This is a genomic window from Streptomyces sp. NPDC091376, assembly GCF_044757085.1.
Taxonomy (GTDB): Bacteria; Actinomycetota; Actinomycetes; order Streptomycetales; family Streptomycetaceae; genus Streptomyces; species Streptomyces pratisoli.
In genome coordinates, this window is sequence record NZ_JBIVUF010000006.1 from 1 (window position 1) to 24,316 (window position 24,316).

The 24,316-nt window shown below is 67.6% G+C and carries 21 protein-coding genes and 6 pseudogenes; 15 read left to right on the forward strand and 12 right to left on the reverse strand.

The window, feature by feature from the left end:
* Window positions 1-71 precede the first annotated feature (71 nt).
* A pseudogene (locus tag ACIQMR_RS14300) lies at window positions 72-380 on the reverse strand (transposase); the annotation flags it as partial.
* A 96-nt stretch (window positions 381-476) separates the two neighbouring features.
* Here ACIQMR_RS14300 and ACIQMR_RS14305 point away from each other — a divergent pair.
* Window positions 477-954 (forward strand): annotated as a pseudogene (locus ACIQMR_RS14305) (IS701 family transposase); the annotation flags it as partial.
* Between the two features lie 236 nt (window positions 955-1,190).
* Here ACIQMR_RS14305 and ACIQMR_RS14310 read toward each other — a convergent pair.
* Window positions 1,191-1,736 (reverse strand): GNAT family N-acetyltransferase, encoded by a 546-nt coding sequence (locus tag ACIQMR_RS14310; protein WP_401385799.1) that lies wholly within the window; start codon window positions 1,734-1,736, stop codon window positions 1,191-1,193.
* 1,318 nt (window positions 1,737-3,054) lie between these two features.
* On the opposite strand from ACIQMR_RS14310, the gene ACIQMR_RS14315 reads away from it, so the two are divergent.
* Both ACIQMR_RS14315 and ACIQMR_RS14320 read left to right on the forward strand, forming a co-directional pair.
* Window positions 3,055-3,546 (forward strand): hypothetical protein, encoded by a 492-nt coding sequence (locus ACIQMR_RS14315; RefSeq protein ID WP_401385802.1) that lies wholly within the window; start codon window positions 3,055-3,057, stop codon window positions 3,544-3,546.
* 830 nt (window positions 3,547-4,376) lie between these two features.
* A complete protein-coding gene (locus ACIQMR_RS14320; RefSeq protein ID WP_401385805.1) occupies window positions 4,377-4,676 on the forward strand; it encodes a hypothetical protein in 300 nt (99 codons plus the stop codon).
* A 32-nt stretch (window positions 4,677-4,708) separates the two neighbouring features.
* Here ACIQMR_RS14320 and ACIQMR_RS14325 read toward each other — a convergent pair whose 3' ends face one another.
* Both ACIQMR_RS14325 and ACIQMR_RS14330 read right to left on the reverse strand, forming a co-directional pair.
* Entirely contained in the window at window positions 4,709-5,161 is a 453-nt protein-coding gene (locus ACIQMR_RS14325; protein WP_401385808.1) for a hypothetical protein, read from the reverse strand.
* Window positions 5,149-5,349 carry a hypothetical protein gene (locus ACIQMR_RS14330; RefSeq protein WP_401385811.1) on the reverse strand — a complete coding sequence of 67 codons (201 nt, stop codon included), beginning with the start codon at window positions 5,347-5,349 and terminating at the stop codon, window positions 5,149-5,151. Before ACIQMR_RS14330 ends, ACIQMR_RS14325 begins: the two co-directional genes overlap by 13 nt.
* Window positions 5,350-5,802: 453 nt before the next feature.
* On the opposite strand from ACIQMR_RS14330, the gene ACIQMR_RS14335 reads away from it, so the two are divergent.
* Window positions 5,803-5,958 carry a hypothetical protein gene (locus tag ACIQMR_RS14335; protein ID WP_401385814.1) on the forward strand — a complete coding sequence of 52 codons (156 nt, stop codon included), beginning with the start codon at window positions 5,803-5,805 and terminating at the stop codon, window positions 5,956-5,958.
* Window positions 5,959-6,003: 45 nt separating this feature from the next.
* Here the strand turns inward: ACIQMR_RS14335 and ACIQMR_RS14340 are convergent, their stop codons facing one another.
* Both ACIQMR_RS14340 and ACIQMR_RS14345 read right to left on the reverse strand, forming a co-directional pair.
* Window positions 6,004-6,324, reverse strand: a complete 321-nt coding sequence (locus tag ACIQMR_RS14340; protein ID WP_401386855.1) for an RNHCP domain-containing protein — start codon at window positions 6,322-6,324, stop codon at window positions 6,004-6,006.
* Between the two features lie 392 nt (window positions 6,325-6,716).
* Window positions 6,717-7,013 carry a hypothetical protein gene (locus ACIQMR_RS14345; RefSeq protein ID WP_401385817.1) on the reverse strand — a complete coding sequence of 99 codons (297 nt, stop codon included), beginning with the start codon at window positions 7,011-7,013 and terminating at the stop codon, window positions 6,717-6,719.
* A gap of 277 nt (window positions 7,014-7,290) precedes the next feature.
* Between ACIQMR_RS14345 and ACIQMR_RS14350 the strand changes: the two genes are divergently transcribed.
* The gene (locus tag ACIQMR_RS14350) at window positions 7,291-7,752 is read left to right on the forward strand and encodes a GNAT family N-acetyltransferase (RefSeq protein WP_401386858.1); all 462 of its coding nucleotides are present in this window, start codon (window positions 7,291-7,293) and stop codon (window positions 7,750-7,752) included.
* 314 nt (window positions 7,753-8,066) lie between these two features.
* On the opposite strand, the gene ACIQMR_RS14355 is transcribed toward ACIQMR_RS14350, so the two are convergent.
* Window positions 8,067-8,927, reverse strand: coding sequence for an NAD(P)-dependent alcohol dehydrogenase (locus ACIQMR_RS14355; protein ID WP_401385820.1), 861 nt, complete (start codon window positions 8,925-8,927; stop codon window positions 8,067-8,069).
* A gap of 172 nt (window positions 8,928-9,099) precedes the next feature.
* Between ACIQMR_RS14355 and ACIQMR_RS14360 the strand changes: the two genes are divergently transcribed.
* Window positions 9,100-9,762 (forward strand): TetR/AcrR family transcriptional regulator, encoded by a 663-nt coding sequence (locus ACIQMR_RS14360; protein ID WP_401385823.1) that lies wholly within the window; start codon window positions 9,100-9,102, stop codon window positions 9,760-9,762.
* A gap of 676 nt (window positions 9,763-10,438) precedes the next feature.
* A complete protein-coding gene (locus tag ACIQMR_RS14365) occupies window positions 10,439-10,876 on the forward strand; it encodes a GNAT family N-acetyltransferase (protein WP_401385826.1) in 438 nt (145 codons plus the stop codon).
* A 503-nt stretch (window positions 10,877-11,379) separates the two neighbouring features.
* Here the strand turns inward: ACIQMR_RS14365 and ACIQMR_RS14370 are convergent.
* Entirely contained in the window at window positions 11,380-11,619 is a 240-nt protein-coding gene (locus ACIQMR_RS14370; protein ID WP_401385829.1) for a hypothetical protein, read from the reverse strand.
* Between the two features lie 512 nt (window positions 11,620-12,131).
* Here ACIQMR_RS14370 and ACIQMR_RS14375 point away from each other — a divergent pair.
* The 4 genes and pseudogenes from ACIQMR_RS14375 (at window position 12,132) to ACIQMR_RS14390 (ending at window position 16,257) form a co-directional block, all read left to right on the forward strand.
* Window positions 12,132-12,695, forward strand: coding sequence for a GNAT family N-acetyltransferase (locus ACIQMR_RS14375; RefSeq protein ID WP_401386861.1), 564 nt, complete (start codon window positions 12,132-12,134; stop codon window positions 12,693-12,695).
* 94 nt (window positions 12,696-12,789) lie between these two features.
* Window positions 12,790-13,256: pseudogene (locus ACIQMR_RS14380) on the forward strand (GNAT family N-acetyltransferase).
* Between the two features lie 1,130 nt (window positions 13,257-14,386).
* Window positions 14,387-15,481 carry a serine hydrolase domain-containing protein gene (locus ACIQMR_RS14385; RefSeq protein ID WP_401385832.1) on the forward strand — a complete coding sequence of 365 codons (1,095 nt, stop codon included), beginning with the start codon at window positions 14,387-14,389 and terminating at the stop codon, window positions 15,479-15,481.
* Window positions 15,481-16,257 carry a MerR family transcriptional regulator gene (locus tag ACIQMR_RS14390; RefSeq protein WP_401385835.1) on the forward strand — a complete coding sequence of 259 codons (777 nt, stop codon included), beginning with the start codon at window positions 15,481-15,483 and terminating at the stop codon, window positions 16,255-16,257. Before ACIQMR_RS14385 ends, ACIQMR_RS14390 begins: the two co-directional genes overlap by 1 nt.
* A gap of 27 nt (window positions 16,258-16,284) precedes the next feature.
* Here the strand turns inward: ACIQMR_RS14390 and ACIQMR_RS14395 are convergent, their stop codons facing one another.
* The 3 genes and pseudogenes from ACIQMR_RS14395 to ACIQMR_RS14405 form a co-directional block, all read right to left on the reverse strand.
* Window positions 16,285-16,911 (reverse strand): Tn3 family transposase, encoded by a 627-nt coding sequence (locus ACIQMR_RS14395; protein WP_401386864.1) that lies wholly within the window; start codon window positions 16,909-16,911, stop codon window positions 16,285-16,287.
* 139 nt (window positions 16,912-17,050) lie between these two features.
* A complete protein-coding gene (locus tag ACIQMR_RS14400) occupies window positions 17,051-17,620 on the reverse strand; it encodes a hypothetical protein (RefSeq protein WP_401385838.1) in 570 nt (189 codons plus the stop codon).
* 87 nt (window positions 17,621-17,707) lie between these two features.
* Window positions 17,708-17,776: pseudogene (locus tag ACIQMR_RS14405) on the reverse strand (hypothetical protein); the annotation flags it as partial.
* 157 nt (window positions 17,777-17,933) lie between these two features.
* On the opposite strand from ACIQMR_RS14405, the gene ACIQMR_RS14410 reads away from it, so the two are divergent.
* Both ACIQMR_RS14410 and ACIQMR_RS14415 read left to right on the forward strand, forming a co-directional pair.
* Window positions 17,934-18,932: a hypothetical protein gene (locus tag ACIQMR_RS14410; RefSeq protein ID WP_401385841.1), complete on the forward strand. Its 999-nt coding sequence runs from the start codon at window positions 17,934-17,936 to the stop codon at window positions 18,930-18,932.
* 333 nt (window positions 18,933-19,265) lie between these two features.
* Window positions 19,266-19,391, forward strand: a pseudogene (locus ACIQMR_RS14415) (IS5/IS1182 family transposase); the annotation flags it as partial.
* A gap of 34 nt (window positions 19,392-19,425) precedes the next feature.
* On the opposite strand, the gene ACIQMR_RS14420 reads toward ACIQMR_RS14415, so the two are convergent.
* The gene (locus tag ACIQMR_RS14420; protein WP_401385844.1) at window positions 19,426-20,676 is read right to left on the reverse strand and encodes an MFS transporter; all 1,251 of its coding nucleotides are present in this window, start codon (window positions 20,674-20,676) and stop codon (window positions 19,426-19,428) included.
* A gap of 213 nt (window positions 20,677-20,889) precedes the next feature.
* Between ACIQMR_RS14420 and ACIQMR_RS14425 the strand changes: the two are divergent.
* Window positions 20,890-21,237 (forward strand): annotated as a pseudogene (locus ACIQMR_RS14425) (transposase); the annotation flags it as partial.
* 476 nt (window positions 21,238-21,713) lie between these two features.
* On the forward strand, window positions 21,714-24,299 hold the full coding sequence (locus ACIQMR_RS14430) for a Pls/PosA family non-ribosomal peptide synthetase (RefSeq protein ID WP_401385847.1): 2,586 nt from the start codon (window positions 21,714-21,716) through the stop codon (window positions 24,297-24,299).
* Window positions 24,300-24,316 lie beyond the last annotated feature (17 nt).

Below are 24,316 nucleotides of genomic sequence, written 5' to 3' on the forward strand. Positions count from 1 at the left end.
GGCCGCCGAAGCGCATCGACTCATGGACAGCGGCCAACACACCGGAAAGATCCTGCTGGTCAACGGCTAGAGCCGGCAGGCCGTCCGCCCCTGCTGCCGCGTCTTTCGCGGTGGGCCCGCTGATCTCGGGGCTCGGGAATGGGGTGCTTGATCTGGCGACGTCGCAGGTAGCGGCGATTGCGCCGGGAGGAATACGCCTTATCGCCGCCCAGGTGGTCGAGCCGGGTGCGCGGATGCCCGCCACCGGGCGGTGGACACGGATGCGTTCCATGACCGGGATGAGCTGCGGGGCGTCGCCCCACTGGGCCCGGCGTGATCAGCAGCGCCAGCGGGCGGCGTCCGCCTTCACCGGCCAGGTGGATCTTGCAGGTCAGGCGTCCCTGGAGCGCTGGTCGGGGTTGGGACAGGAACGGGTGCGGCCACCGGTGATCATCGGTGTGTGAAGACACACAGTCAGACGGTGGCCGCAGGTCACAGCAGCCGACATCACCGACGACCGGCCCGGCCACCACCAGCTCCTCGTCCGCCGCAACCGGCGCACCGGTTAACTCGCCTTCCACTCCTGCTTCTCAGCTGCCCAGTGTGCCGCTGTCCACCCTGGTGCAGGTCGCCGGACGCAGATGGACAGTCGAGGAGACCTTCCAGTCCGGCAAGGGTCTGGCCGGACTGGACGAACACCAGGTCAGACGCTGGACGTCCTGGCACCGTTGGGTCACCCTCGCGATGCTCGCCCACGCCTTCCTCACCGTCGTACGCGCCGACGAACACGCTCGCCACCCCACGCCGGCGGGGCTTATGCCGCTCACCTGCAACGAGTTCCAGCACCCATTGACCGCGCTCGTCGTCTGGCTCGTCGACGACGCGGCCCACCGGCTCGACTGGTCCCACTGGCGACGCCGCCACCAGGCCCGATCGCAGGCCAGCCACTATCAGCGACAAGCCGCTCAGACGTGAAGATCGCGATCTACAGCTGGAGTAGCAGGCGACTGCTGTCACGGGGCCGGTCCTGAGCGTGGCCTCGGTGCGGGTGACAGGAATGTGAACCTGTGGCCTCATCCTTATCAGGTCGATCATGCGGGACCGCCGACGTTGGCCACGCCTGCCTGGCCTGGCCGATGCGCCGAGGTCCGGCCTTGCCCGCAGTTGTCAGTCGCCATCGTCCCCCTTGACAGCCTGGTGGAGGCAGAAGGTCAGGGGCGGTTCCGACCCCACGTCTGCAAGGCGTAGGGTCGCCCCTTCTCCTCACCCGTGATCAGCGGCACGTCGAGCAGTCGGAAGCCCGCCTTGGTGGCCACGGCGATGCTGGCGGCATTCTCGGCCTCCAGCTCCAGGACCACCTGTCCCGCGCCCAACTGCTCGAAGGCGTACGCGGCCATCACCCGCACCGCCCGCGCCGCCAGTCCCTGGCCGCGGTGCGCCGGGCCGATCACGTAGCCGAGCTCCGTGCCCTCGCAGGTACGCCGCAGCATCACCTCGCCGAGCGGTGCGCCGCCGTCGACGGTGATGGCGAGCAGGATGGTTGTGCCCTCCGCCCGTAGCTGCCGATCCCGGTCCAGCCGTGCGCGGGCTGCAGCTTCGTCGAACGGGGAGACGATCGGTGTCCAGTACGCGATGTCGGGGTGGTCAAACAGCTCCGGCATCGCGGCAAGGTCCGCCTCTGTCCAGTCGCGGAGGACGATCCCCTCACCCGAGAGCTCGATCTGCTCGGGAAACGACGACGCCGTGGTGCTGCTCATGGTGAGGGACCTCCCTGGCCTGTTCAGGACGAGGCAGGATAACCAGGAGGAGGCAAAAGATCACCAGAGTTTTCGGGCACGTAGGCGAAAACGAAAATCCGAAACGCATCAGGGCCAAGCTGGAATCCGGCTCGTCCTCACGCGTGAACGCTCACGTCGACTCTGGCGCCTGGCCGACGCCTGGGCCAGCCTGCGCCGGCGCCACACCCGGCAGCGCCATCGTCCCAGACACCACCGTCACAACGAACTCAGCAACCCCTCGCACCGGCCGTGGTGCCGCTGAGGCAAAGCGTGCCAGGCCACCCAGTCGACCCGCTCCGCCGCCCGCGTCCGGGAGATGCTCAACCATCTCGCGACCGCGCTGCCTCCGGATACCAGCGCCGAAAGCAGACTCCTCGCCCTGCAGTGCGCACTGCGCAGTGACATGCTCGGCACAGGTGCATCTCCCCCGTCGCACTGAACCGCGGCATGCCCTTGACCGGCCACGCCGCGTCCTGGGACGCGCCGGAGAATGCCCGCTGGCTGCGCAGCCCGGCGCGCCCCACAGAGCGGTTGAGCGCAAGGATCCCCGCACAACGGCTCGATGCGGCCGTCCTCACCCAGGAGCCGCCCCGGCGCGACCGTCACCGGGCCGCCGACCGGGCCCTGCGTGCCGCCTCCCGGCCACAACTGCGGCCCCTTGCCGGCCACGGACCCTCTGACCGCCCTGATACTCGCCGCGCACCACTCGCCCACCGCCGGGCGGAGCAGCTTGGATACGGATCGCCCGAGCCGTACCTGCGGTGTCGATCGGCGCACGCTGACGCCGACACTCGACCGCCTCGTCACCGTGAACACCATCGGGGCGTGGACGTTCGAGCCGGACACCGATGAGGTGTCCTGGAAGCCGCCCTGCATGAGACCGCTGCTCGTGGCGGTCCAGCGCCGGCACACACCTCGTGTCACGGGCCGCGGGTAGTGGCGGCCCGCGCCGTGCCCCGCCCGTGCCTACTGCAGACAGTGACCACCTCGAACTGAACGTGATGGACAGACGCCGCTCCCGGTGCCTGTGCCCGTGCCCGTGCCCGTGCCCGTGCCCGTGCCCGAAGGAAACCCGGGGCAGACCCCGGGGTCTCCCCTGGGCCGATGCTCACCGCCCCGGTCCAAGGTGGACGAGGCAGCGGCACCGCGGCGCTGGGCACAGCAAGGAGACGCTGCTCTGCCTGGCAGCCGTGGCCTGCTTCTCCACCGACCTGTTCGTCAACTCGTCGGCCGGAACTCCCCGACAGCCACTTCTTCGCAGTCCCACCAGATGCAGACAAATGAACGGAGTAATCGGATGCCGAACATCACCAAGACCAGCAAGATGCGATACCTGGGCGCGGCTGCGGGAGTGGCTGTTGCCCTCGCCGGCGGTGCGGCGCTGGCGACATCGGCCGACGCGCCCGCCACAAAGCCCCGCGTGCAGACTTTCGAGCTGGTCGGCAAACAGACCTCGTCCGGAGAGGTGGATCTGGGCGAGCCAGGAGTCAGCGTGGGTGACCAGAGGGTTGTCCACGAGGACCTCTACCGTGACGGCAAGAAGGTGGGCGATCACAGTGCGGCATGCACCTTCACCCAGGTCCGTCCAGCCGCCCTCCAGTGCCTGGGCACCTTCGCGCTCCCCGAGGGACAGTTCGCCGCACAGTCGCTGCTGCACCTGCCCGCCCCGCCCTCCGTCGACGTGAGCATCACCGGCGGATCGGGCGAGTACCGCACCGCTCAGGGATTCATCCGCACCGTCCCCGCGGGTGAGACCGAGCGACACTTCACCGTCCACCTGCAACGCTGACCACTCCCGGCAGACCGTGCCGGCAACATACGGACGCGACGGCACGGTCCCGACGGAAGCGCTGATGCATCACGCATGGTGTTCCAGCCGCATTACCGCACGTCCGATGCGGTTGTGGGTGAGGGGGCGGATTAGTCAAGACCTGTGGATGGGTTGACGGCCAGTTCAGCGTGAGCCTTGCAACTTGATGTTGGTCCTGGCGATGCTGCGGATCCGCTTGGTGCGACCATGCTCGGCGGGGATCTCGACAGCGTCGGTGTTCGCAGTGGCGGCGGCTTTGAGTTGAAGCCAGTCGGACGAGCCGAGCAAGGCGGTCTGACAGTGAAAGCGGTCAGGAGGCTGGGGGCATCGAGCGCAGCCGGTCAGCCACGTCGTACACGGTGCCCGTGAGCAGGCACTCCAGGGGCACCCGAAGATCGCTTTCCGAATCCCGGCAATCTTCTCCGCTGTTCATGCCTTCCTCGGTCATGACAACGCCGACGTGCGCCACACCGCCCTTGTCGCTGCCATCCCCTCATAGAGCACCCCGTCCTCACCCAGCACCAGGCCGATCTGGTCAGCCACGCCCGACGTCTACTGGCCACCAGCACTGACCGGCACCACCGAGATCCGAATCATCCACTGATCACCCCGCGTGGTCGCACCACAAGAAGTGGACCAGAACCGCAGTCTGGGAGGCGGTTGGCGGTCCGCATGCCCTCCGGTGTTCACGAGATATGACGGCACTCGACCTTCGCGGCGTCTGCTACTCAGTGGCAATCCGATCGCAGGCTGTGGCTGACTTCGGGGATGATCGAGGAAGGGTTTGAGCATCGTGGAGGGGCGACGGTATGGCGATCAGCGGGCGGCATCCGGAGAGGACCGCTCGGCTTGAGGCGCTCGTCAACGAGTGTTGGCCGCTGCTGACCGGTGACGGCGGGATGGCTGCTGTGCAGCAGCTATTGACCGAGCGCCGAGTCGAGGTGCTCGATGCGGTGGTGATCACGCACGAGTTGCTTGGGGCGGGCCCCAAAGCCCTTGGCGAGGCGAAGACGATCGTTCTGACGAGTCCAGGTAGGGGCCGTGAGCTGCGGGTGCACGATCAGTTCATGGATGCCGTCGAGCGGAACGGCGACCGCGCTGAAGCCTGACCACCGCTCTGTCGTCCTACGAGCGGGTCCGTTCAGCCGATCGCAGACGGCACGGGATCCAGGCCCAGCTTGCTCCGGCATGAGTCGACGGCCCGCGTGACCCAGGCGGTCACGGCATCGCGATCTGCCGCGATCGCGTGAAGCTCGCACGCCTTCTCCTGGGCTTCGACCATCCACGGGGCCAGCGCGTCCTCTCGAAGGACTCGTTCGAAGTGATCGCGAGCCGCGTCCGGGTCCCCAACCAGGGCGGCCGCGATCCCAGAGTCAAAGCTGTCCCGGAGGAATCCCCGCCGCACCGGCCTGGACGTCAGGTGCCGGGCGACGTCCGGCAGAGCCGGGAATCTCGCCCTCAGCGCGGTCACGTTCGCAGCCGCCTGCCGGCTGAGGTCGAGTGCCAGCGGCGCGAACTGTTCCTCGGTGCGAAACAGCTCGGTGCCGACCCGGACTGCGTCCACGTGGAAGGCCAGGTGGTCTACGTGTGCCACAGCCACATCGCACCGACGTAGAGACCACTGACGGCAATCCGCGGCGGGGTGAACTCCACAACCCCGAGCCACCACCCGTGATCATCAATCCACAGCCGCGACCGTCCGCGCTGGGCAAGGCCGAGCGGCTTCAAAGACTCCCGCGCCGCCGAGGCAATGATCCGGTGCACCGGATTGCGATCTCCCATGACCGGCATTATCGACTGATCCACCGACACACCGTCGGTCGTGGTGGCACATCACCATCGTAGATCAACACTGAGCGTCACCCCTCCACAAGAGTTGGACCAGAACCCAGACTGCTGAACAAACGCTGTCCTCCGAAGTGAACGAAGCCACCCTGGATGTCCCGCCTGAGGCGGACCTGCCTCGGATCCGCACGCTGTTGGAACACGGTGAAGCGAAGGAGTGGTGGCACTGGGAGGAAGGCTGTGTCACCGCTGCTCGGGAAGCCGCTGCTCCTGCCTGAGGCAGCTGAGTGCCGTCCCCAGCACGTAGCGGGCCACTGCACCCATGCCGCTCATAATGAGTTGGTGCTTGAGCGGCTGCGCACGGAAGCTGTGGGCACGCGTCCTGACGAGGGCGGATGTGGATCCGCGCCGGCGCCGCGGCCGAGTGCCGCCTGATCTCCCGGGGCAAGGGTGAACGAACGGAACGTCCGGCTCGATGAACTCGCGCAGTGGCTGCGCCCCATGTCTGAAGGCATCGAGTGGTTCGACGACCTCGTCGCGGAAGACCAGTCCGACGTGCGGCGTGCCGCCCGGGAGGCGTCCCCCGACCGCATGGGCGGAGGTTGAGGCCGGTGCCCACGGGGATGTTCCCGTGGGCACCGGGTCTTGAAGCTACCTGTGCGCGGACATCAGGGCGATGATGGCGTCGATGTCGTCGCCTTGCACTGGGTCGTCGGCGATCTTGTTCGGTCGTACGAACCCGCAGGCGACGCAACGGTGGACAAGCACGAGGCCTTTGCCGCGGCGATGCTCGACACGCTGTGGATGCATCGTCCCGCGACAGCCCGAGGCCCGGTCGCCGGGGTAGATGTCGACGTGCTTGGAGTACAAGCACGTCGGGCAATGGTTGCGGTAGCTCCCGTTGCGTAGCGGCGCGACACTCACCCCGCAGTTCTCGCAGGTGAATCCCTGGTTCTGGGCGGTTCTGCTGATGGCTCTGCCTCCGGATCGAAGAAGGGATCTTCAATCGGGAGTGCAGGGTTCCGTTCCGTTCTCACAGCTCGTTCCGCGGTGCGCGGGTGAGTAGTTCCCAGGCTTGGTGCGGGCGATGGACCGGTTCACCGCCTGTTCCCCCTCATCAGGGGTCGGCGATTACTTCCGCTTCCTGCTTCACCGGGGCATTTCTCAGCCGCCGGTTCCGGACCTCGACCGGGTTTGGTTGATTGTCCCGGTCACTGTCAGCCGAGCTTCCTCAGCTGCCAGCGGTAGGTGTCGTCCCGCTCTCACTGGCGTTGGCCTCGTCCCCTGATCTCAGAGCTCGGCGGTGACCGTCCTGCGTGGTCGGTGCATCACCCCTCCTCCGGCGTCGGCGGTACCGTCACCGATCACAGCATGCGAGGGACGGCGACGACAACCCGATTCCGGCCGGTCCAGACCGCGGGCGCCTTCGGCTGGACGAGGACGCCGTCGTCGAACGCGGCGCCGGAGCGGACCAGTGTGACCAGATGCGCGCCAGAGGCGGCGCCGTACCGCTGCCGCACCTGCTCCCGGTCAGCCAGGATCTCCGCTGCACGCCCGGCAGTACGGACAGCCTCGGCCAGCTCCGCGCCCGTGAGGACACGTCCCGCCTCGTGGGCCCGCTCGTGAGCCTCGCGCAGCCGCTCGGCTTCGGACGGGACCACGGGCGCACCGGATTCCAGCGCGGCCCCTGCGCGTCCCGGGGGAACTTCCACGGACTCCGTTCCCGGCGAGCGCAGTTCCAGCTGGCACAGGGCTCCTGTGCGCGCCGGCGTACCTTCGCGACGTGCTCGTGCCACGCGGTGCGGGCGCTGAGGACCTGGTCCAGCTTCTCGACTCCCTCTCGGCCAGCGTGCTCGCCAGGGCTTCGTACGCCTCGGCGGTGTCGGCCATCTCTCGGCGCTGGTCGTCTGTCTCGGCCTCCATCGCGGTGATGAGCTTCTGCAGCGTCGCTGGCGCGGGGAAGACGTTGCGCCCATGGCTTCCGTCAACGCCGACCCCGAGGTCATGCGGTGGATCCGTGACGGCAGCGTCCGTGACGAACAGCAGACTCTCGATGGGGTCCAGGCATGGGAGAACGAGTGGGAGTCTCAGGGCTTCGGCCTGTTCGCCGTGGAGATCCGGTCCACTGGCGAGATGGCCGGATTCACCGGCCTTTCGGTGCCCAACTTCTTGCCGGAGGTACTGCCGGCGGTTGAGATCGGCTGGCGGCTGGGACGTTCCCACTGGGGGCAGGGCATGGCCACCGAGGCCGCTGCGGCCGCTGTACGGTTCGCGTTCGAAGAGCGAGGGCTGGAGCGGATCGTCAGCATCACTCAAGTGGGCAACGACGCCTCCGAACGGATCATGACCAAACTGGGCATGCACCCGGGGTTCTCCGCAGGCCCGCGTCGACGGCAATAATCCGGCCCTCCCCCGCTTCACGCCGACGGCACCAGCACGCGCCGAGGAACGCCGACAACTCGCCCATGACGGCGTTCGGACGCCCACAGGCGGCGCCCGAACGCCGTTTCAGTTCCCAAACTCATCTTGTTCTTCGGGCAAAGGCCAGATGACACGGCTCAGGATCGCCGCGCGCAGGCGCACGACGTGGTGGTCATCGTCGGGCGGGCAGTGGCGGGAGATGCCAGCGGAGTTCGGCGCCTGGTCGACCGTCCAGTCGTCCTCGGCACAGGCAGCCGGCCAGAGGCAGCAGCACGGTGCCGTGCATCCGATGACTACGGGCGCACGATGATGTTGCCGACCTTGCGGCCGCTGTCGACCCGACGATGGGCTTCGGCGATGTCGCGCAGGTCATGGATCTGGTCGATCACGACGGTAATTGCGCCATCGGCAACCAGCCCCAGCAGGAACTTGAAGTCCTCGATGCGTTCGGGTGCGGGGCCCGCCACGACGTTGCCACGGGCACGGACGGTGTCGCCCAGGCCCGCGACGGCGAGCAGGAGCAGCCCTTTGGGGCTCAGCAGGCGCCGACCCGACGCGATCGAAAGGTTGCCGACGACGTCCAGCACCACGTCGAACCGGTCGACGATGTCGGCCAGGTGGTCGCGGGTGTAGTCGATGACCCGCCCGGCTCCCAGGCCAGTCACCAGGCCGGCGTTCGCCGTGCTGGTCACACCGGTGACGGTCGCGCCGAAGTGCTTCGCCAACTGGACGGCATTCGTTCCGATCGCGCCTGACGCACCGTTGACGCACACCGACATGCCGGGGCCCACCGACGCCTTGTCCCGCAGGAAGAACAGTGCCGTCGAGCCCCCGAACAGCACCCCTGCCGCATCCTCGTGGCTCACCGCGGACGGCTTCCGCGCGACCCTCTTCGCCTGCACCGCGACATACTCGGCATGCGCGCCCAGTTTCACTCCGGTCATGCCGCACACCTCGTCACCCGGCGCCATGTCACGGACGCGCGCGCCCACGGCCACGACCTCCCCGGAGAAGGAACTGCCCAGGACCGCCCGCCTTGGGCGGAAGATGCCGAACGCCAGCCGTGCGAACATCCCAAACCCCATCGGGAACCGGGCTGCGCGGATACGCGAGTCGGCCGAGGTGACCGCCACCGCCTTGACGCGCACCAGCACCTCGTCTCCACGTGGCACGGGCCGTGGAACCTCGCCGATGCGTACGACGTCGGGTGCGCCGTACCGGTAGACGACTGCTGCCTGCATGCACCTCTCCCTTACATATGTAAGTCTGCCCTTCACGGTAGCCTTACGGGCGTAAGTCAGCAAGCCCGATTCGAGAGGTGCCGTCATGCCCCGGCGTCCAGGCCTCAGCCACGACCGCATCATCGACGCCGCGGTACAGGTCGCCGACCGCGGTGGCCTCGCCCACGTGAGCATGCGCAGCGTGGGCAAGGAACTCGGCGTCGAGGCGATGTCGCTCTACCATCACCTCGCGGGCAAGGACGCGTTGCTGGACGCCCTCGCGAACTGGATCTTCACCGGGATCGAACTGCCCGACTCCCGGCAGCCGTGGCGACAGGCGATGACCGAACGTGCGGCGTCGGCCCGCGCCATCCTGTCGAGACACCCATGGGCCCTTGGCCTCATCGAGTCGCGCCGCACCCCGGGCCCGGCCCTGCTCCGACACCACGACACCGTGCTCGGCTGCCTGCGCCGCAACGGCTTCCCGATGACGCTGGCGTCACACGTCTTCTCCGCGATCGACTCCTACGTCTACGGCTTCGTCCTGACCGAGCTCAACCTGCCCTTCGACGCCGACACCGGAGTCGAAGAATTCGTCGGCGAGATCCAGGAGCAGCTCTCCCCCGACGCCTACCCGCATCTGGCCGAGCTGATCACCGAGCACGTCATGCATCGGGACTACTCCTACTCCGACGAGTTCGATTACGGTCTCGACCTCATCCTCGACAGTGTCGAATCTCGCCTGGCAGACCACAAGACATCCGGCTGAAGCCCCGTCCACGGACGAAGCGCGCCGTGAGCCTCGAGTCGATCTCAACGTCAGACCACCGGGCCCGGATCGCGTCTGTCAGCGCATCCCGATCGATGCGCCATCCGCCCGCATTACCCTCGACCACCGCCAAGAACGTCATAGCCAGGGTCTACCAGATGTCCGTGACACGGCGCCGATCGGCTGTCGCCCGAAGTTGGAATGGGCTCAGTGGGGCCGTCCGTGACGGGCACATCGCCACGTGAGACATCCTGTAAGCCTGGCGTCGGCAGCCTGACATTCGAATACGCTGGCGGAAGTGCCTGGCCGAAGCAGGCTGGTCGTCACCGGGGAGGCAGGCCACTTGTCACACATGCTCGATCAGCTGTCTTTGTCACCAGATCGAGGCGATACGCGCGACGACCACGCTGGGATTCTCGGCGAGCAGACCACGGCCTGTGGCCCTGCGCGCGACGCTTTGATCGCCGGAGCAACTCGCACGCACCTACCAGGTGGGTGACGCTGAAATAGACCTCGACTGAGCCAACGCCGCGGGATCGCTGGGAATGCACGCCACCGGCTGGCGGCGTCACAGCCGCACGGGCAACGGCACGCCGCGCCAGGGCGACTCCAAACGTGGTCGGCAGATCGGCAGTTCGGCAGTTCAGTTGAGGCTCGCGGGTGAGGATGGTCAGTCGTGATCACCATTGGTTCGTTGCGCGAGGAGGATCGCGCTGCCTGGGAAGCGCTGGCGCGCGGTTACAAGGAGTTCTACAGCACCGTTGTGCCGGACGCGGGCTACGAGCAGACTTGGCAGCGGCTACGGGACGGCACTGAGTTCCACTGCCTCGGCGCCTGGTCGCAACGAAAGCTGGTCGGCATCGCGCACTATCTGTTCCACCCGACGTTCTGGATGGAAGACAGCTGCTACCTCCAGGACCTCTTCGTCGACGAGGCGGCACGCGGCCAAGGCGTGGCGCGGATGCTGATCGAGCAGGTGGCCGCTGCATCGCGGGAGCAGGGGGCGTCCCGCTTCTACTGGACCACTCAGGAGCACAACACCGCCGCCCGCGCCTTGTACGACAAGGTGGCGAGCTTCAAGGGGTTCGTACGCTACGACTACCCCATGAGCTAGCGACCTGGGAGAAGTGCTGGCGTGGCGGGCGGCCGTCGGCAGTGGCGTGAGAAGGGCCGCGCAGGTTAGGTGAGTTGGTAAGAGTGACCTGGGCCTTCACGGCCCGCTCTGTCAGGTGTCTCTCGCCCACGTGGGCGAGTAGTTCGCCCGAACCTGCTGGCCTGTGGCAGGCGGCCCGACAGCCCGCCGCTGCGCGTGGCGCGGGGTGGCGAATGCAAGCGGGCGGCTGGAGCAAGACGCAAGCCGAAGCCGCACCTCCTGGCCCTCCGGGCCGCCGTCCCACTACGGGGAGCCCCGGGTTGCCCGGTCGCAGGGGTCCAGGACCTCCCAGATCACCTCCTCCGCATGCCAGGACAGCTCGGCGCGCTGCCGCCGACCGGCTCCCGGGACAACGGGGATGGGCTCGCGCCTGGCGGGACTGATTTAGTGCCTCCCCGGCCACGCTCAGCGCGAGCCTGCCCGTGCCCCTTCGGCCGGGGTTACCCGCGCCCCTTCGGCCAGGGTTACATCTCGAACTCGCGGCCGCTGATCTCGACGGCCGGGACGGCGCCCACCTCCGGTTCGCCTCGGCGCGCCCACTCGGCCTCTTCCAACTGCCGCACCTGCTCCCGGTCAGCCAGGATCTCTGCTGCACGCGCGGCAGTACGGACAGCCTCGGCCAGCTCCGCGTCCGTGAGGACACGTTCCGCCTCATGGGCCCGCTCTTGAGCCCCGCGCAGCCGCTCGGCTTCGGACGGGACCACGGGCGCACCGGATTCCAGCGCGGCCCCTGCGCGTCCCGGGGGGGGAACTTCCACGGACTCCGTTCCCGGCGAGCGCAGGGCCCCTTTACGCGCCGGCGTACCTTCTCGGCGTGCTCGTGCCACGCGGTGCGGGCGCTGAGGACCTGGTCCAGCTTCTCGACTCCCTCTCGGCCAGCGTGCTCGCCAGGGCCCAGGGCCCAGGACTTCGTACGCCTCGGCGGTGTCGGCCATCTCTCGGCGCTCGTCGTCCGTCTCGGCCTCCATCGCGGCGATGAACTTCTGCAGGGCGCTCGGCGTCGGCGAGAAGCTCGCTGGCCATGCGCAGCTGGCCGGCTATGTGCGGCTGTGCCCACTCGGTCTCGCGCTCGTACCGCTCGACGGCCTGCCGCAGCGTGGTGTCGGACGCCCCGACTGTTCCATGCGGTCGTCCGGCTCGCCCAGTGCTCGGCAGCTGGTATCGAAAGTGCCTGCTGAGAGTGACGGAGGGCCTATCTGTGATCGAGAATGAGTGGATGGTCAGGCTTGAGACTCCCCGTTTGATCCTGCGTCGCTGGCGCGGGGAAGACGTTGCGCCCATGGCTTCCGTCAACGCCGACCCCGAGGTCATGCGGTGGATCCGTGACGGCAGCGTCCGTGACGAACAGCAGACTCTCGATGGGGTCCAGGCATGGGAGAACGAGTGGGAGTCTCAGGGCTTCGGCCTGTTCGCCGTGGAGATCCGGTCCACTGGCGAGATGGCCGGATTCACCGGCCTTTCGGTGCCCAACTTCTTGCCGGAGGTACTGCCGGCGGTTGAGATCGGCTGGCGGCTGGGACGTTCCCACTGGGGGCAGGGCATGGCCACCGAGGCCGCTGCGGCCGCTGCGGCCGCTGTACGGTTCGCGTTCGAAGAGCGAGGGCTGGAGCGGATCGTCAGCATCACTCAAGTGGGCAACGACGCCTCCGAACGGATCATGACGAAACTGGGGATGCAGCCGGTCCGTGAGACCGTCAATCCCACCTGCGGTCGGCGAGTACGAGTGTTCGAGTTGTCGTTGGACCAGTACGTCACAACCACTCGTGGATGGCGACAATGAGGACGGTAGCCTCCGTAGCGGACCGCGAGTTCCGAGTGGCCACGCCTCGACGTCTCCGCGCGGACCCTCTCCTGTAACGGGCAAGGCGCCTGCCATGATCGTCACCATGGGGATACACATCACAACGGCCGGGGTGGCCGACTTCCATCAGGTCCTGACTGATCACCCCCGTTACTGGGGCGAACGCGACCTTCGGTCGCTACACCTTCTTGCACTGGTGCAGGAGTTCGGTTCCACCTGCTTGGTTGCCCGGGCCGAGGACGGGATCCGCGGATACCTCTTCGGGTTCGTCACCCCAGACGGCACGGGTACGTGCATCTGATCGCCACCCGGGACGACGCCCGTGGCACCGGTCTCGGGCGTCGTCTGTACGAGGCGTTCGCCGAAGCAGCGGAACGTCACGGTGCACAGCGGTTGAAGGCGATCACGTCAATCGAGAACACCGGCTCAATCTCCTTCCATCGCAGCCTCGGCTTCAATGCGAAGATCGTCGATGACTACAACGGCCCCGGCCAGGCCATGGCCGTCTTCCACCGGGATCTGCCGCTCAACCTCTCGTAGCTCCGACCATCCCAGTGCCGATAAAGCTTCCATGGCACGCACTTACTGATCATCAACCTTCGATGGCACCGGATTCCACTCGCCAACAACGGTGGCCAGTCCCATCGCCGCCGCTCGCCATTGTGACTGAGCACTGCATCTGCGGAGGACTGGACCTGTCCTGCTGTGCATTCCAGTCGGCGGGCGGAGTCGCGGTGCCGAAAGCGATCCGGCCGGCATGAGGACACTGCCTGCGCGTCAGTGCCTGCGCGGTCGTGCGCTGAGATGTCCGCGGCCCATGCGGGCACACACGACAAAGGCAGCAACGAGGCGAAGAGGGCGACGCAGTGTCAAGCAGACAAGTAATCCCGTGACGATCTCCAGTGCCCAACGGCTGCTGGACCTTGCGTCGACCCGCGAAACGAGCCGCACCCCACAGTTGCCGGCTGCCGGACACTGGCGCCCCGCCGCGGCGGGCGTCGACGCGGCAGCCAAAGTCCTCACCCGCCTCGCCGCGCCCTGCCCGCCCGCGGGGCCGACAGTGCACAGGCGCGGGCCGTGGACCGAGACCGGCGGCTCCAGCCGATCTGCCACACGCAGTTCACCAGTCCCGGCCGGAGGCCAACTCCTCCGCATCCGCGCCCACGAACCCGTATGCCGACGCGACGAAGCAGAACTCGTCACATGCTCTGAGCGCGACAATCAGCTCCGACAACAGGTGAGGGCACCCGCGTCATCCCATCAAGTTCAGCTGATGCAATGCCTACATCGCGGAGCCGCACTCCTCCAGGCTGGTCGACTTCACCACGGAGGACGTCAGCAGTCCCCTCCCTTCCCTCGCGCCGCCATCCCGGTAGTGACGCGCCACCCGGTCTCGAACTCCGGCTCTGAGAGCGCCTCCTGGCCGGCGCTCCCACCGCCTATGAAACACCGCGGTCACCGCGGGGGCTGGCTGCCCAGTCCCGAGGCGGGTCAGCAAAGCGGGCGGCCAGGATCCGGACTGGCTGGGGCCGGGAGTCCTCCGTGCTAGCCACGCCGACTGGAAGCGACCGTGAGCTGGAACACAGTTGAGGTTGACCTTGGGGCAGGGTGGAGGCTCGTCGCATCGGCACACGACGCCGACCCGGGCACAACCGATGTGAAGGAGCAACATGTCCACCAACCTCTCCGGCCAGGGGCACGATCGTCCGGAACTGCAGAAGACGATCGAGGAGTTGGCCGAGTCCGGTTTCGTAGGGATCCAGCTTCGGGTGAACGACAAGCAGAGCGAGTGGGTCGGCAGCGCCGGTGTGCGCGAGCTGGGCCAGAGCGCCAAGCCGCTGACGAACGGGCACTTCCGCATCGGCAGCAGCACCAAGAACTTCGTCGCCACCTCGGTGCTCATCCTGGTGGCCGAGGGCAGGATCGGCCTGGATGCCCCGGCCGATGACTACCTGCCCGAGTTCGGTCTCGACCGGCGGATCACCGTACGGATGCTGCTGCAGCACACCAGCGGGATCTTCAACCACACCGGCGAGCTCTACGAGGACGGGACGATCGTGCTGGGGGTCCCCTGGCAGGGCAAGGAGTGGGTGGACAACCGGTTCAAGACCTACCTGCCCGAAGAGCTGGTACGGCTGTCGTTGTCCAAGCCGACACGGTTCGCGCCGGGTACGGGCTGGAGCTATGCCAACACCAACTACGTGCTGGCCCGGCTGGTGGTCGAGAAGGTCACCGGCCGTTCGTTCGCCGAGGCGTTGCAGCGGCTGATCCTGGAGCCGCTGGGGATGACCGGCACAATGGCGCCGGGCGCCTCGCCGGAGATCCCCGAGCCGCATAACCACAGCTACTACCGCTACGAGGACGCCGGGCAGGAGCGGACGGTCGATGTCACCCGTCAGAACCCGTCCTGGGTCGGAGCCGGCGGCGACATGATCTCGACCACCAAGGATCTGCACACGTACTTCTCCGCGCTGATGAGCGGCAAGCTCCTGTCGGCCGAGCTGCTGGCCGAGATGCGCACGCCGGAAGCCACGATCGGGTACGGCCTGGGAGTGTTCGCGCAGGAAACGGAGGGCGGCACCGTCTTCCACCACAACGGTGCGACCATGGGATCGGCGGCGCTTATGTACAGCACCCCGGACGGCAGCAAGACCCTGACCGCCGGGCTGACTTGGGTGGACGACGCCGACCTGTCGATAGCACCGGCATTCCAGACCGCCCAGCAGCGTTTCGTCGAGGCCGTGTTCTGCGGCAAGCTGGGCTGATGAGGAACGGGGTCACGATCGGGCAGGCGGCAGCGTTCGTCGGCGTCACGGTGAAGACGGTGCGGCACTACCACAAGCTCGGCCTGGTCGCGGAGCCGGAACGTGACAGCTCAGGCTATCGGCGGTACGGATCCGGCGAGTTGCTGCAGCTGGTACAGGTACGCACGCTGGCTGCCGCGGGCGTGCCGCTGGCCGAGATCGGGGCCATGCTCAGCGCCGGCGCCGAGCAGTTCGGTACCGCGCTCACCAGCGTCGAGCGGCAGCTCACTGAACGCATCGATGAGCTGGCCGCCCGCCGCGACACCTTGCACCGGCTCGCCGACGGCGACCGGGCCCTGCTGCCCGACCGCGCCTGCGCGATTCTGGATCGCATGGCCGGCCTCGGCTTCAGCCCCGGCTACGTGGCCGCGCAACGCGAGGCCCTGGTGCTGGCCCGGGCGCTGGTGCCGGAGGGCTTCTACGGCTTCCTGGCTCAGCTCGAACACGGCCTCGACGACCCTGAGTACGTCGACTTGATCAAGCGCGGCCTGGAGGCGGAGACGTGGGAACCGGACGACCCGAGGATCGAAGAACTCGCGACGGCCATGGCCGAGCGCTACCTCGCCAACCCCGCGCTGCAGGGGGATCCCGCCAGCCTGCGGGCATGGGCCAAGGCTTCGGCCCAGTACAAGCTGATCAATAACCACCGCGAGGACCAGGCACCGATCTCAGCCCGGGTGACCGCTCTCACCGAGGCCAAACTCCGCGCCGCAGGCATACCTGTCCCCCACCGATGAGGTGTTGGAAGTCCTCCGTCGTGTCTCTCACGTGATCGGCCCGGCGGCGTCGGCTGGGGTGCGAGGGGTGGGGCACAGCGGTGGCGGGCCCCAGTCGAGGCGCCTGTTCATATCCTGGCGGAAGGTGCCGTACGGGCTGGCGTTGGACCACAACAGCGCGGTCAGGCCGCGTCGGTCCTCCTTGCTCAGCCTCGAAGCCCAGGCCCGTTCGGCCAAGGCCTGCTGGACCAGCAGGGTGTTGACGTGGACGAGCGCGAACTGGCGCAGGCGCAGGGCGAGCATCGAGGCCTCGGCATGCTCCTTGTCCGGGCCGGTCAGAGCGCCGTCCTTACCGTAGTGCAGCACCGTGTTCGCCGAGTTCCAGATCTCGACGATCTGGAGACCACCGTGGATCTCCCGGCGCAGGCGGGCTGGCCAGGTAGTCGCAGGCGAAGATGGTGCGCACGGCGCGGCCGAGTTCTTCGAGGGCCTGGTAGTGGGGTGCGCGGGGCCGCCGCGGGTGAAGCGCCGCAGTACCTGCTCCGCCTCGGCGGTGCCGAGCCGGAGTGCGGTGGCGTACGTGACCATCTGGTCGTACTGCTGCTCGATCAGCTCCCAGCGAATCGGCCGAGTCAGCGAGGACCGAGCCCGGGTCTGCCGCAGTGTCCTCGTCAGTCACTGCGGGCATGCTTCGATGGGTGTGGCCAGACATGGCAGTGGCCCTGCCATGGCAGGGCCACTGTTGGACGGGCTCTTGCCCCCGAGTCGCCGGTGTACGTGGCGTGCGCGTGCTGGATCGGCTCGGCGGGGCGCGTCAGTCCAAGCAGCCGGGGACGGACACCGAACTCCCTTGGCAGTTGGTGGGTTCGTTGCCTGTGACGCGGACCTTGCCGTAAGGAGTGACCGTGCCGCTGTTCTGGATGCCGCCGGCGGGCAGCACGGCGGTGTTGTCCTGCACATCGGTCTCCGTGAGGGTGAGGAAACTGCCGCCGAAGAGGATGATGCCGCCCCCCTGGCTGTCACTGCCTACGGCCCTGTTGCGGAGGATCTTTGTGTCACGGACCGCGACATGATTACCGCCGGAGGGGATGAACATGCCGCCCCCGTCGTCACCGGCAGTGTTGTTGGTGATCTTGCTGTCCTCGATCACGGCGTTGCCATTGAGATCGAGACCGCCGCCGTCGTCGGCTGTGGTGTTGTCGCTGATGGTGCTCATGCGCAGGGACAGAGTGCCTGGGTTGTGGAAGATGCCTCCGCCGTCATTCGCCGACACGTTGTGGCTGACGCTGCTGTCCTCGACGTCCAGTGTTCCGGATGAGAAGACGCCGCCGCCGCTTCCGCTGGTGGTGGAGTTGTGGCTGATCACACTCTTGGCGAGCTTCACCGAACCGCCGGTGTCGTTGCGGATGGCGCCCCCGACGGCGGCTCTGTTGCGGGCGAGTTCTGAGGCGCCGATGTCCAGCCCCCCGGTAATGTGGACGGCACCGCCGTCGCCGTCGGCGGTGTTACCGCTGAAGGTGCTGCTGCGGCTCGTGGTGATGCCTTCATTGCCGGCAGCGGCCCGAGAACTGCTGTTGAGGACGGACTGGAGGTCTCTCCAGCACGCCTACGGCTCCGGCGAGGACATACCAGTCTCCCTGTGCTCCCTCGTGGACGAAGATTCCGAGGTTCGGTCCGAGGCGTTGGCCGCGTTGGACATGAGCGTGCTGCATCAGGGCTCGCTGTACACCGTCACCGCGCCCGCGGCGCTGTTCGTCGCCGCGGTCCTCGATCACCCCGTGGGCCTCGCCGAGCACGAGGGGCACTTCCCGTGGGACGACGGGCCGCCGCGCAGCTTGCGGGCCGCCCTGCTCGTCTGGCTGGGGCAGGTTGCCGAGTCTGCCGCCTATGGGGAAGATCTGGTGCGCGACCGAACCGACTGGCAGTGGGCGCCCTGGCACGACGAGACGCGACGCGAGCACGACCCGGACCAACTCGCCGCACTGCACGCGTGCCGGGAGATACGCCCCACCCTGTACGACGCCATCGAGCCGTTCCTCTCCTCTCCCGATCCTCACGTCCGCGAGGCCGCGCTGGGCGCCGCAGTACCACTCCTCGTCGCCCCAAGGCTCGCCGACCGGGTGCCTCGGGCCGCCACGCTGCTGCGGGCACGGCTGAGCCTCGGGGCGGGGCGACGGGAGCGAGCGGGTGTGGCGCGGGCGCTCGGCGTGTGGGGGATGGACACCTCCGACCTGCTCGCCGACTCCGACCCAGCTGTGCGGGTCTGCGCCGCGCTCGGTCCCGACCATGTTGATCGGCCACGCGCTCTCGCCGTCCTCCTCGACGCTCTACGGAACCCCCGAACGACGGACGGCTGGTTCCCCGAGCCACTGCCCGGGCTCGACGGGTGGTTCCGGTTCACCGTGCTGCGCTCCGCACTCGCCCTGGCCGAAACCTTCGAGGAGGTGGCACCGGTGGCGGTCGCCATCGTGGCCGCCGGCGGCACGTCGCTCACCGACCACGAACGCGGGCCGATCCTGCTCAGAGCCTTTGCCGGCGGCTACGCCCCGACCCACCCGCTCACGCCCGCCCAACGCAACCTGTTGCGGGCCTTCGTGGACACCGACGAGGCGACGGGCGGCATCGCCGGAAACGTGTTGTGGTTCCGCGCGGCCGGGCTGCCCGAGAACCGGGAGGGCATCGCTGCTTTGCTGTGACCTTGCCCGCCATCGCACCTGCACCCATGACGCGCCCCGCCTGAGGCTGAGCATCGAAGTTGTCCACCCGAGCCATCCACGGTGCACGGTCACAGCCGTCTCCTTGGACCGGGCCTCCTACGTGGCCAGTGAGCATTTCAGTTCGCCAGTCGACGCTCAGCAGAGTTCCAACCTGAACCCAGGTACAGGTTTGCCGTCGGAGAAGGCTCCACCTGCGGGACGTGGTGACGGGAGCGAGCCGCGATGAGTGATCTGGCGTGGCCAGCGGGTGTTGGTCCACCGTGGCAGGTCCGTGGTGCGAGCGGTGCTCGACCGGTACCTGACGACCAGTAGCGGAACGTCGTCGCGCGGTGCTTCAACCGGCTCAAGCAAAGGCGCGGCACCGCGACCCGCTTCGACAAGACCGTCGAGTCCTACCGGGCAGCGGTCTCCCTCGCCTCGCTCCTGATGTGGGCGTGACATGTGAGGACGGCTACTAGAGAGGTTCGGGCGCTCAGCGCTCCACGCGCTGCATGCCCCGCACGGCAGGAATCGCCAACAACAGTGCGCAGGTGACGAGCGCCATCCCCGCGGACACCCCCAACAGCGGCACCGTGCCCACGACGACAGCGAGCGGCCCCGCCACCGCCTGCCCGATCGGCTTCATCACCAGCGAGCCGGCCGCGTCGTACGCGTGCACCCGGCCGAGCACATCCTGCGGAATGTGTGTCTGCACGCTGGTGTGGAACATGACGATCCAGAACGCCATACCCACGCCGCTCACCGCATAGCACCCGGCGATGAGCGGCGCGGGAAGACCGAGAGCGACCCCCAACGGCATGAGCGGCCAGACGATCATGGAGAGGGCGCCGGCCCGGAGCGGATACCGCGGGCGGAGCCTGATCGCGATGATTCCGCCCAGCACGCTGCCCGCCCCGAGGGCCGACATGACCAACCCGAACGTCGACGCTCCGTAGTCCGTGACGAGCGTGCTGTGGCCGAGGGTCATAGCGGGACCGGCCCCGGCCAACTGCCAGAACATGTAGACGACGATGACGCTCCACAGCCAGGTCCTGGCCCTGAACTCCCGCCACCCCTCGACGAGATCGGCCCGGAACGACGACGCGCCGTCCCGCCCGAATGGGCCCATCGGAATCGAGCGGAGGAAGAACAGGCAGACACCGCTGGCCGCGAAGGTCAGAGAATCGAGGGCGATCACCGCCGCAGGAGAGGCGACCGCCAGCAGCAAGCCGGCCAGCGACGGGCCGATCACGGCAGTGATGGACTCCGATATGCGGAGGGTTGCGTTCGCCTTCTGCACGTCCTGGGCTATGCGCGGGGTGATGCTGGCGACGCCGGGCTGGAAGATCGCGCTGCCCGCCCCGACCAGGGCCAGCAGCACCAGGATCTGCCACAGTTGCGGCGTACCCAGCAGGAACAGCAGCGCCAGCACCGCCTGGAACCACAGTCGGGCGGTGTCCGAGACGACCATCAGCCGTCGGGCGCCGTAGCGGTCGGACAGCACCCCGCCGAAGATGATCAATGCTGCGAACGGCGCGATGAGCGCGGCGAGCGCATACCCCACGCCGCTCGCTCCGTAACCTGCCCGGATCACGGCGGCCGTGATGGCGACGGGAAGCATCGAGTCGCCCAGCAGAGAGGTGGTACGGGCGGCGAAGAACAGCCGGAAGTCCGCTGTCCACAGCGGCGGATCTGACGGGCTCTCCCTGACGTGCAGGTCACGGGCCATGTCCGAGCCGGCCACTGCTCACCATCCCCCACGTATGCCGCTGACACCGCTCAGAGAAGACACTCTCGTGCGCCGGAGGCCTGCGGTCAACGGAGTATCTTCGAGACGCTCAGCACGCCTGCGAATGCGCAAGGTTTGAAGCCACCACCCAGCCCTCGCGCGCGCCGGAGAGGCGTTGACCTGCGCTTCTGGTTCGGCCGAGCCTTCGGCTCGTTGTTGATCGACTTTGTGATCTCCACGATCGCCGACAAGGTGACGGAGGGCATGGCCGAATGGCAGAACCGACCGCTGGATCGCGCCTATCCGGTCCTGTTCGTGGATGCCATCAACGTCAAGATCCCGGATCGCCAGGTCGCGAACAGGCCGATCTACGTTGTCATGGCCGTCACGGTCGAGGGCACCCGCGACATCCTCGGCATCTGGGCCGGGGACGGCGGCGAGGGCGCGAAGTACTGGCTGCACGTCTTCACCGAGCTGAAGAACCGCGGACTGGACGACGTGCTGATGCTGGTCTGCGACGGACAGAAGGGTCTGCCCGAGGCGGTGGAGACCGTCTGGCCTCGCACGATTGTTCGAGCGTCTGGGCATCTTTGCAGCGCAAGCCACGTGCTCCCGCACCGGAACCGGACGCGTCCACGGGAGGCGGGCTCGTAGGCGGAATCCGAGGGGCGTGCGCGATGGCACCGAATGCCACGGCTCGACGAACGGCTACCACAGCAGGTGGCGGCTGCTCGTGATGCCCGGCTGCGCGCCTGGCAGGCGCGCATGGAACCTGTGGTAGCGCTGGGTAGCGAGATGCGTACCATCCGCAACCGACGGGGGTGGGCGGTGAGGCGGAGGAGGCCGGGCGGGTTCGCCGGCACAGCGCAATCCCGGCGAGGACCTGGAGTGGCCGATTGATGGCACACAGGGGGCTGCCGTGTCAAGTTCCGAGTTCTAGTGGCGTGACGGGGTCTCTCCCACCCGGCGTACTGGAGGAGGCGTAGCCCGGGCTCACCGGGTGCCGGCCGTAGAGGGCCGACGCCGGCCGAAAACGTTCTCAGGGAGTTCGCATGACGGGAAAGTCCGGGGGAGTTCGCACAACAGGAGGGTCTGCCGGGGTCGTCACGGCCGATCCGGCGGAAGCCTCCGCCATCCAGGGCGGCGCGTGTGCAGGTCCGGTGGCCGATACCGCCGCGCTGCTGGCCGAGGTGCTGGCCGACGTCGTCGGGGTGGAGCAGGTCCAGGCCGACAGCCACTTCTTCCATGACCTGGGTGCCGACTCGATGGTGATGGCGCGATTCTGCGCCCGGGTGAGGAAACGGGCGGATCTGCCGTCGGTGTCCATGAAGGACATCTACCGGAACCCGACGATCGCGAGCCTGACGGCGGCGCTCACGGATGCCGCGCCGGCCGTGGTCGAGCCCTTGGTCCCGGTGCCGTCCGAGCCTGCCGCACCGGCCCGGGCCGGCACCCTGGAGTACGTCCTGTGCGGGACGCTGCAGCTCCTGTTCTTCCTCGGGTCCTGCTTCGCCGCCGCGTTCGTCGCCGTGCGAGGTCTTGAGTGGATCTCCGCCGGCTCCGGTGTCATCGAGACCTACCTGAGGTCGGTCCTGTTCGGCGGCGCGGCCTTCCTCGGCGCGTGCACGCTGCCGATCCTGGCGAAGTGGCTGCTCATCGGCCGGTGGAAGCACCAGCAGATCCGCATCTGGAGCCCGGCCTACGTCCGGTTCTGGGTCGTCAAGACGCTGGTGCGGTCCAGCCCGCTGGCGCTGTTCGCCGGTTCACCCCTGTACGTGCTGTATCTGAGGGCGCTGGGCGCGAAGATCGGGCGAGGTGTGGTGATCTTCTCCCAGCACGTGCCGGTGTGCACCGACCTGCTCACCATCGGCGACGGCACGGTCATCCGTAAGGACTCGTACTTCACCTGCTACCGCGCCCACTCCGGGTGGATCCAGACCGGCGCGGTTGCCCTGGGCCGGGATGTGTACGTCGGCGAGCAGACGGTGCTCGACATCGAGACCTCGATGGGTGATGGGGCCCAACTGGGCCACGTCTCCTCTTTGCACGCCGGGCAGGCCGTGCCCGCCGGCCAGGGCTGGCACGGTTCTCCGGCCCAGCCCACCGACGTGGACTACCGGATGGTCCCGCCTGCCGCCTGCGGCACCCTGCGAAGTGCCCTCTACTCCGCCGTGCAGGTGCTGACGATGCTGGCCCTGTACCTGCCGTTGGTGATCTGCGTTCTCGACATCCTCGTGGGGTCTCGGGTGGAAGCGCTTCTGGGCGCAGCCTCTGCGGACCTCACCAGTGGGGCGTTCTATCTCGAGGCGCTGGCCATTTCCTTCGTGGTGTTCTTCGGCTCCCTGCTCCTGGGCATTGTCTTCGTGTTCACTGTCCCTCGCGTGCTCAACCTGGCCATCAAGCCGGACACGGTCTATCCCTTGTACGGTGCGCACTACTTGTTCCACCGGGCGATCACGCGCATGGCGAACTCGAAATTCCTGATAGGCCTCTTCGGGGACAGCTCCTACATCGTCCCCTTCCTGCGCGGTCTCGGGTACGACCTTTCCTCCCCGGTTGTGCAGACCGGGTCGAACTTCGGCGACCATCTCAAGCAGGACACCCCGTACTTGGTCTCCGTCGGCCCCGGAACGGTGTGCGCCAGTGAGCTGTCGATCGTCAATGCCGACTATTCCGGCACGTCCTTCCGTGTATCGCGGGCATCGATCGGCGCTCACAGCTTCCTCGGGAACATGATCGTCTATCCCTCGCAGAGCAAGGTCGGCGACAACTGCCTGCTGGCGACGAAGGTCATGGTTCCGGTCGACGGGGAGGTCCGGGAGGGAGTCGGGCTGCTGGGCTCGCCCAGCTTCGAGATCCCGCGCACGGTCGATCGTGACAACAGGTTCAACGACCTGACGAGCGGGGACGAGCTGCGCCGCCGCCTCGCCGCCAAGAACAGGCACAATGCCCTCACCATAGGGTTCTTCCTGCTGGCGCGATGGTTCTACACCTTTGTGGCCGTCGTGATCGGTCTGTGCGCTGCGAGCCTGTACCCCTCCCTGGGTGTGTCGGCGCTCGCGCTGGCCATGGTCTTCCTCCTTCTGTTCAGCGTCGTTCACGGCGTACTCGTCGAACGTGCCTCCACGGGATTTCGGCCCTTGCCGCCGAAGTACTGCTCGATCTACGACATCGACTTCTGGCGGACGGAACGCTTCTTCAAACTGGAGTCCGGGGTGGGCACGGTTTTCAACGGCACCCCGTTCAAGAGCGCGGTCTGGCGGCTGCAGGGCGTCCGGCTCGGCAAGAGGCTCTTCGACGACGGTTGCCAGATGGCCGAGAAGAACCTCGTGACGATCGGAGACGACGTCACCCTCAACGCCGGCGGGTGGATTCAGTGCCACTCGCAGGAGGACTACGTCTTCAAGTGCGACCAGATCACCATCGGTGCCGGCTGCACCCTCGGAGTCGGTTCGTTCGTCCTGTACGGCACGACGATGGGCGACGGCGCAGTGCTCGCCCCCGACTCCTTCCTCATGAAGGGCGAGGAGATCCCGGCGCACGCCCGATGGGGCGGAAACCCGGCCAGGGAGCTGCGGACCGGCCACGGAATCGAGACCCGCGACGTCGCCCACTTCGGCGCCAAGTGGCATCAGTGATCAGGAAAAGGATGTGA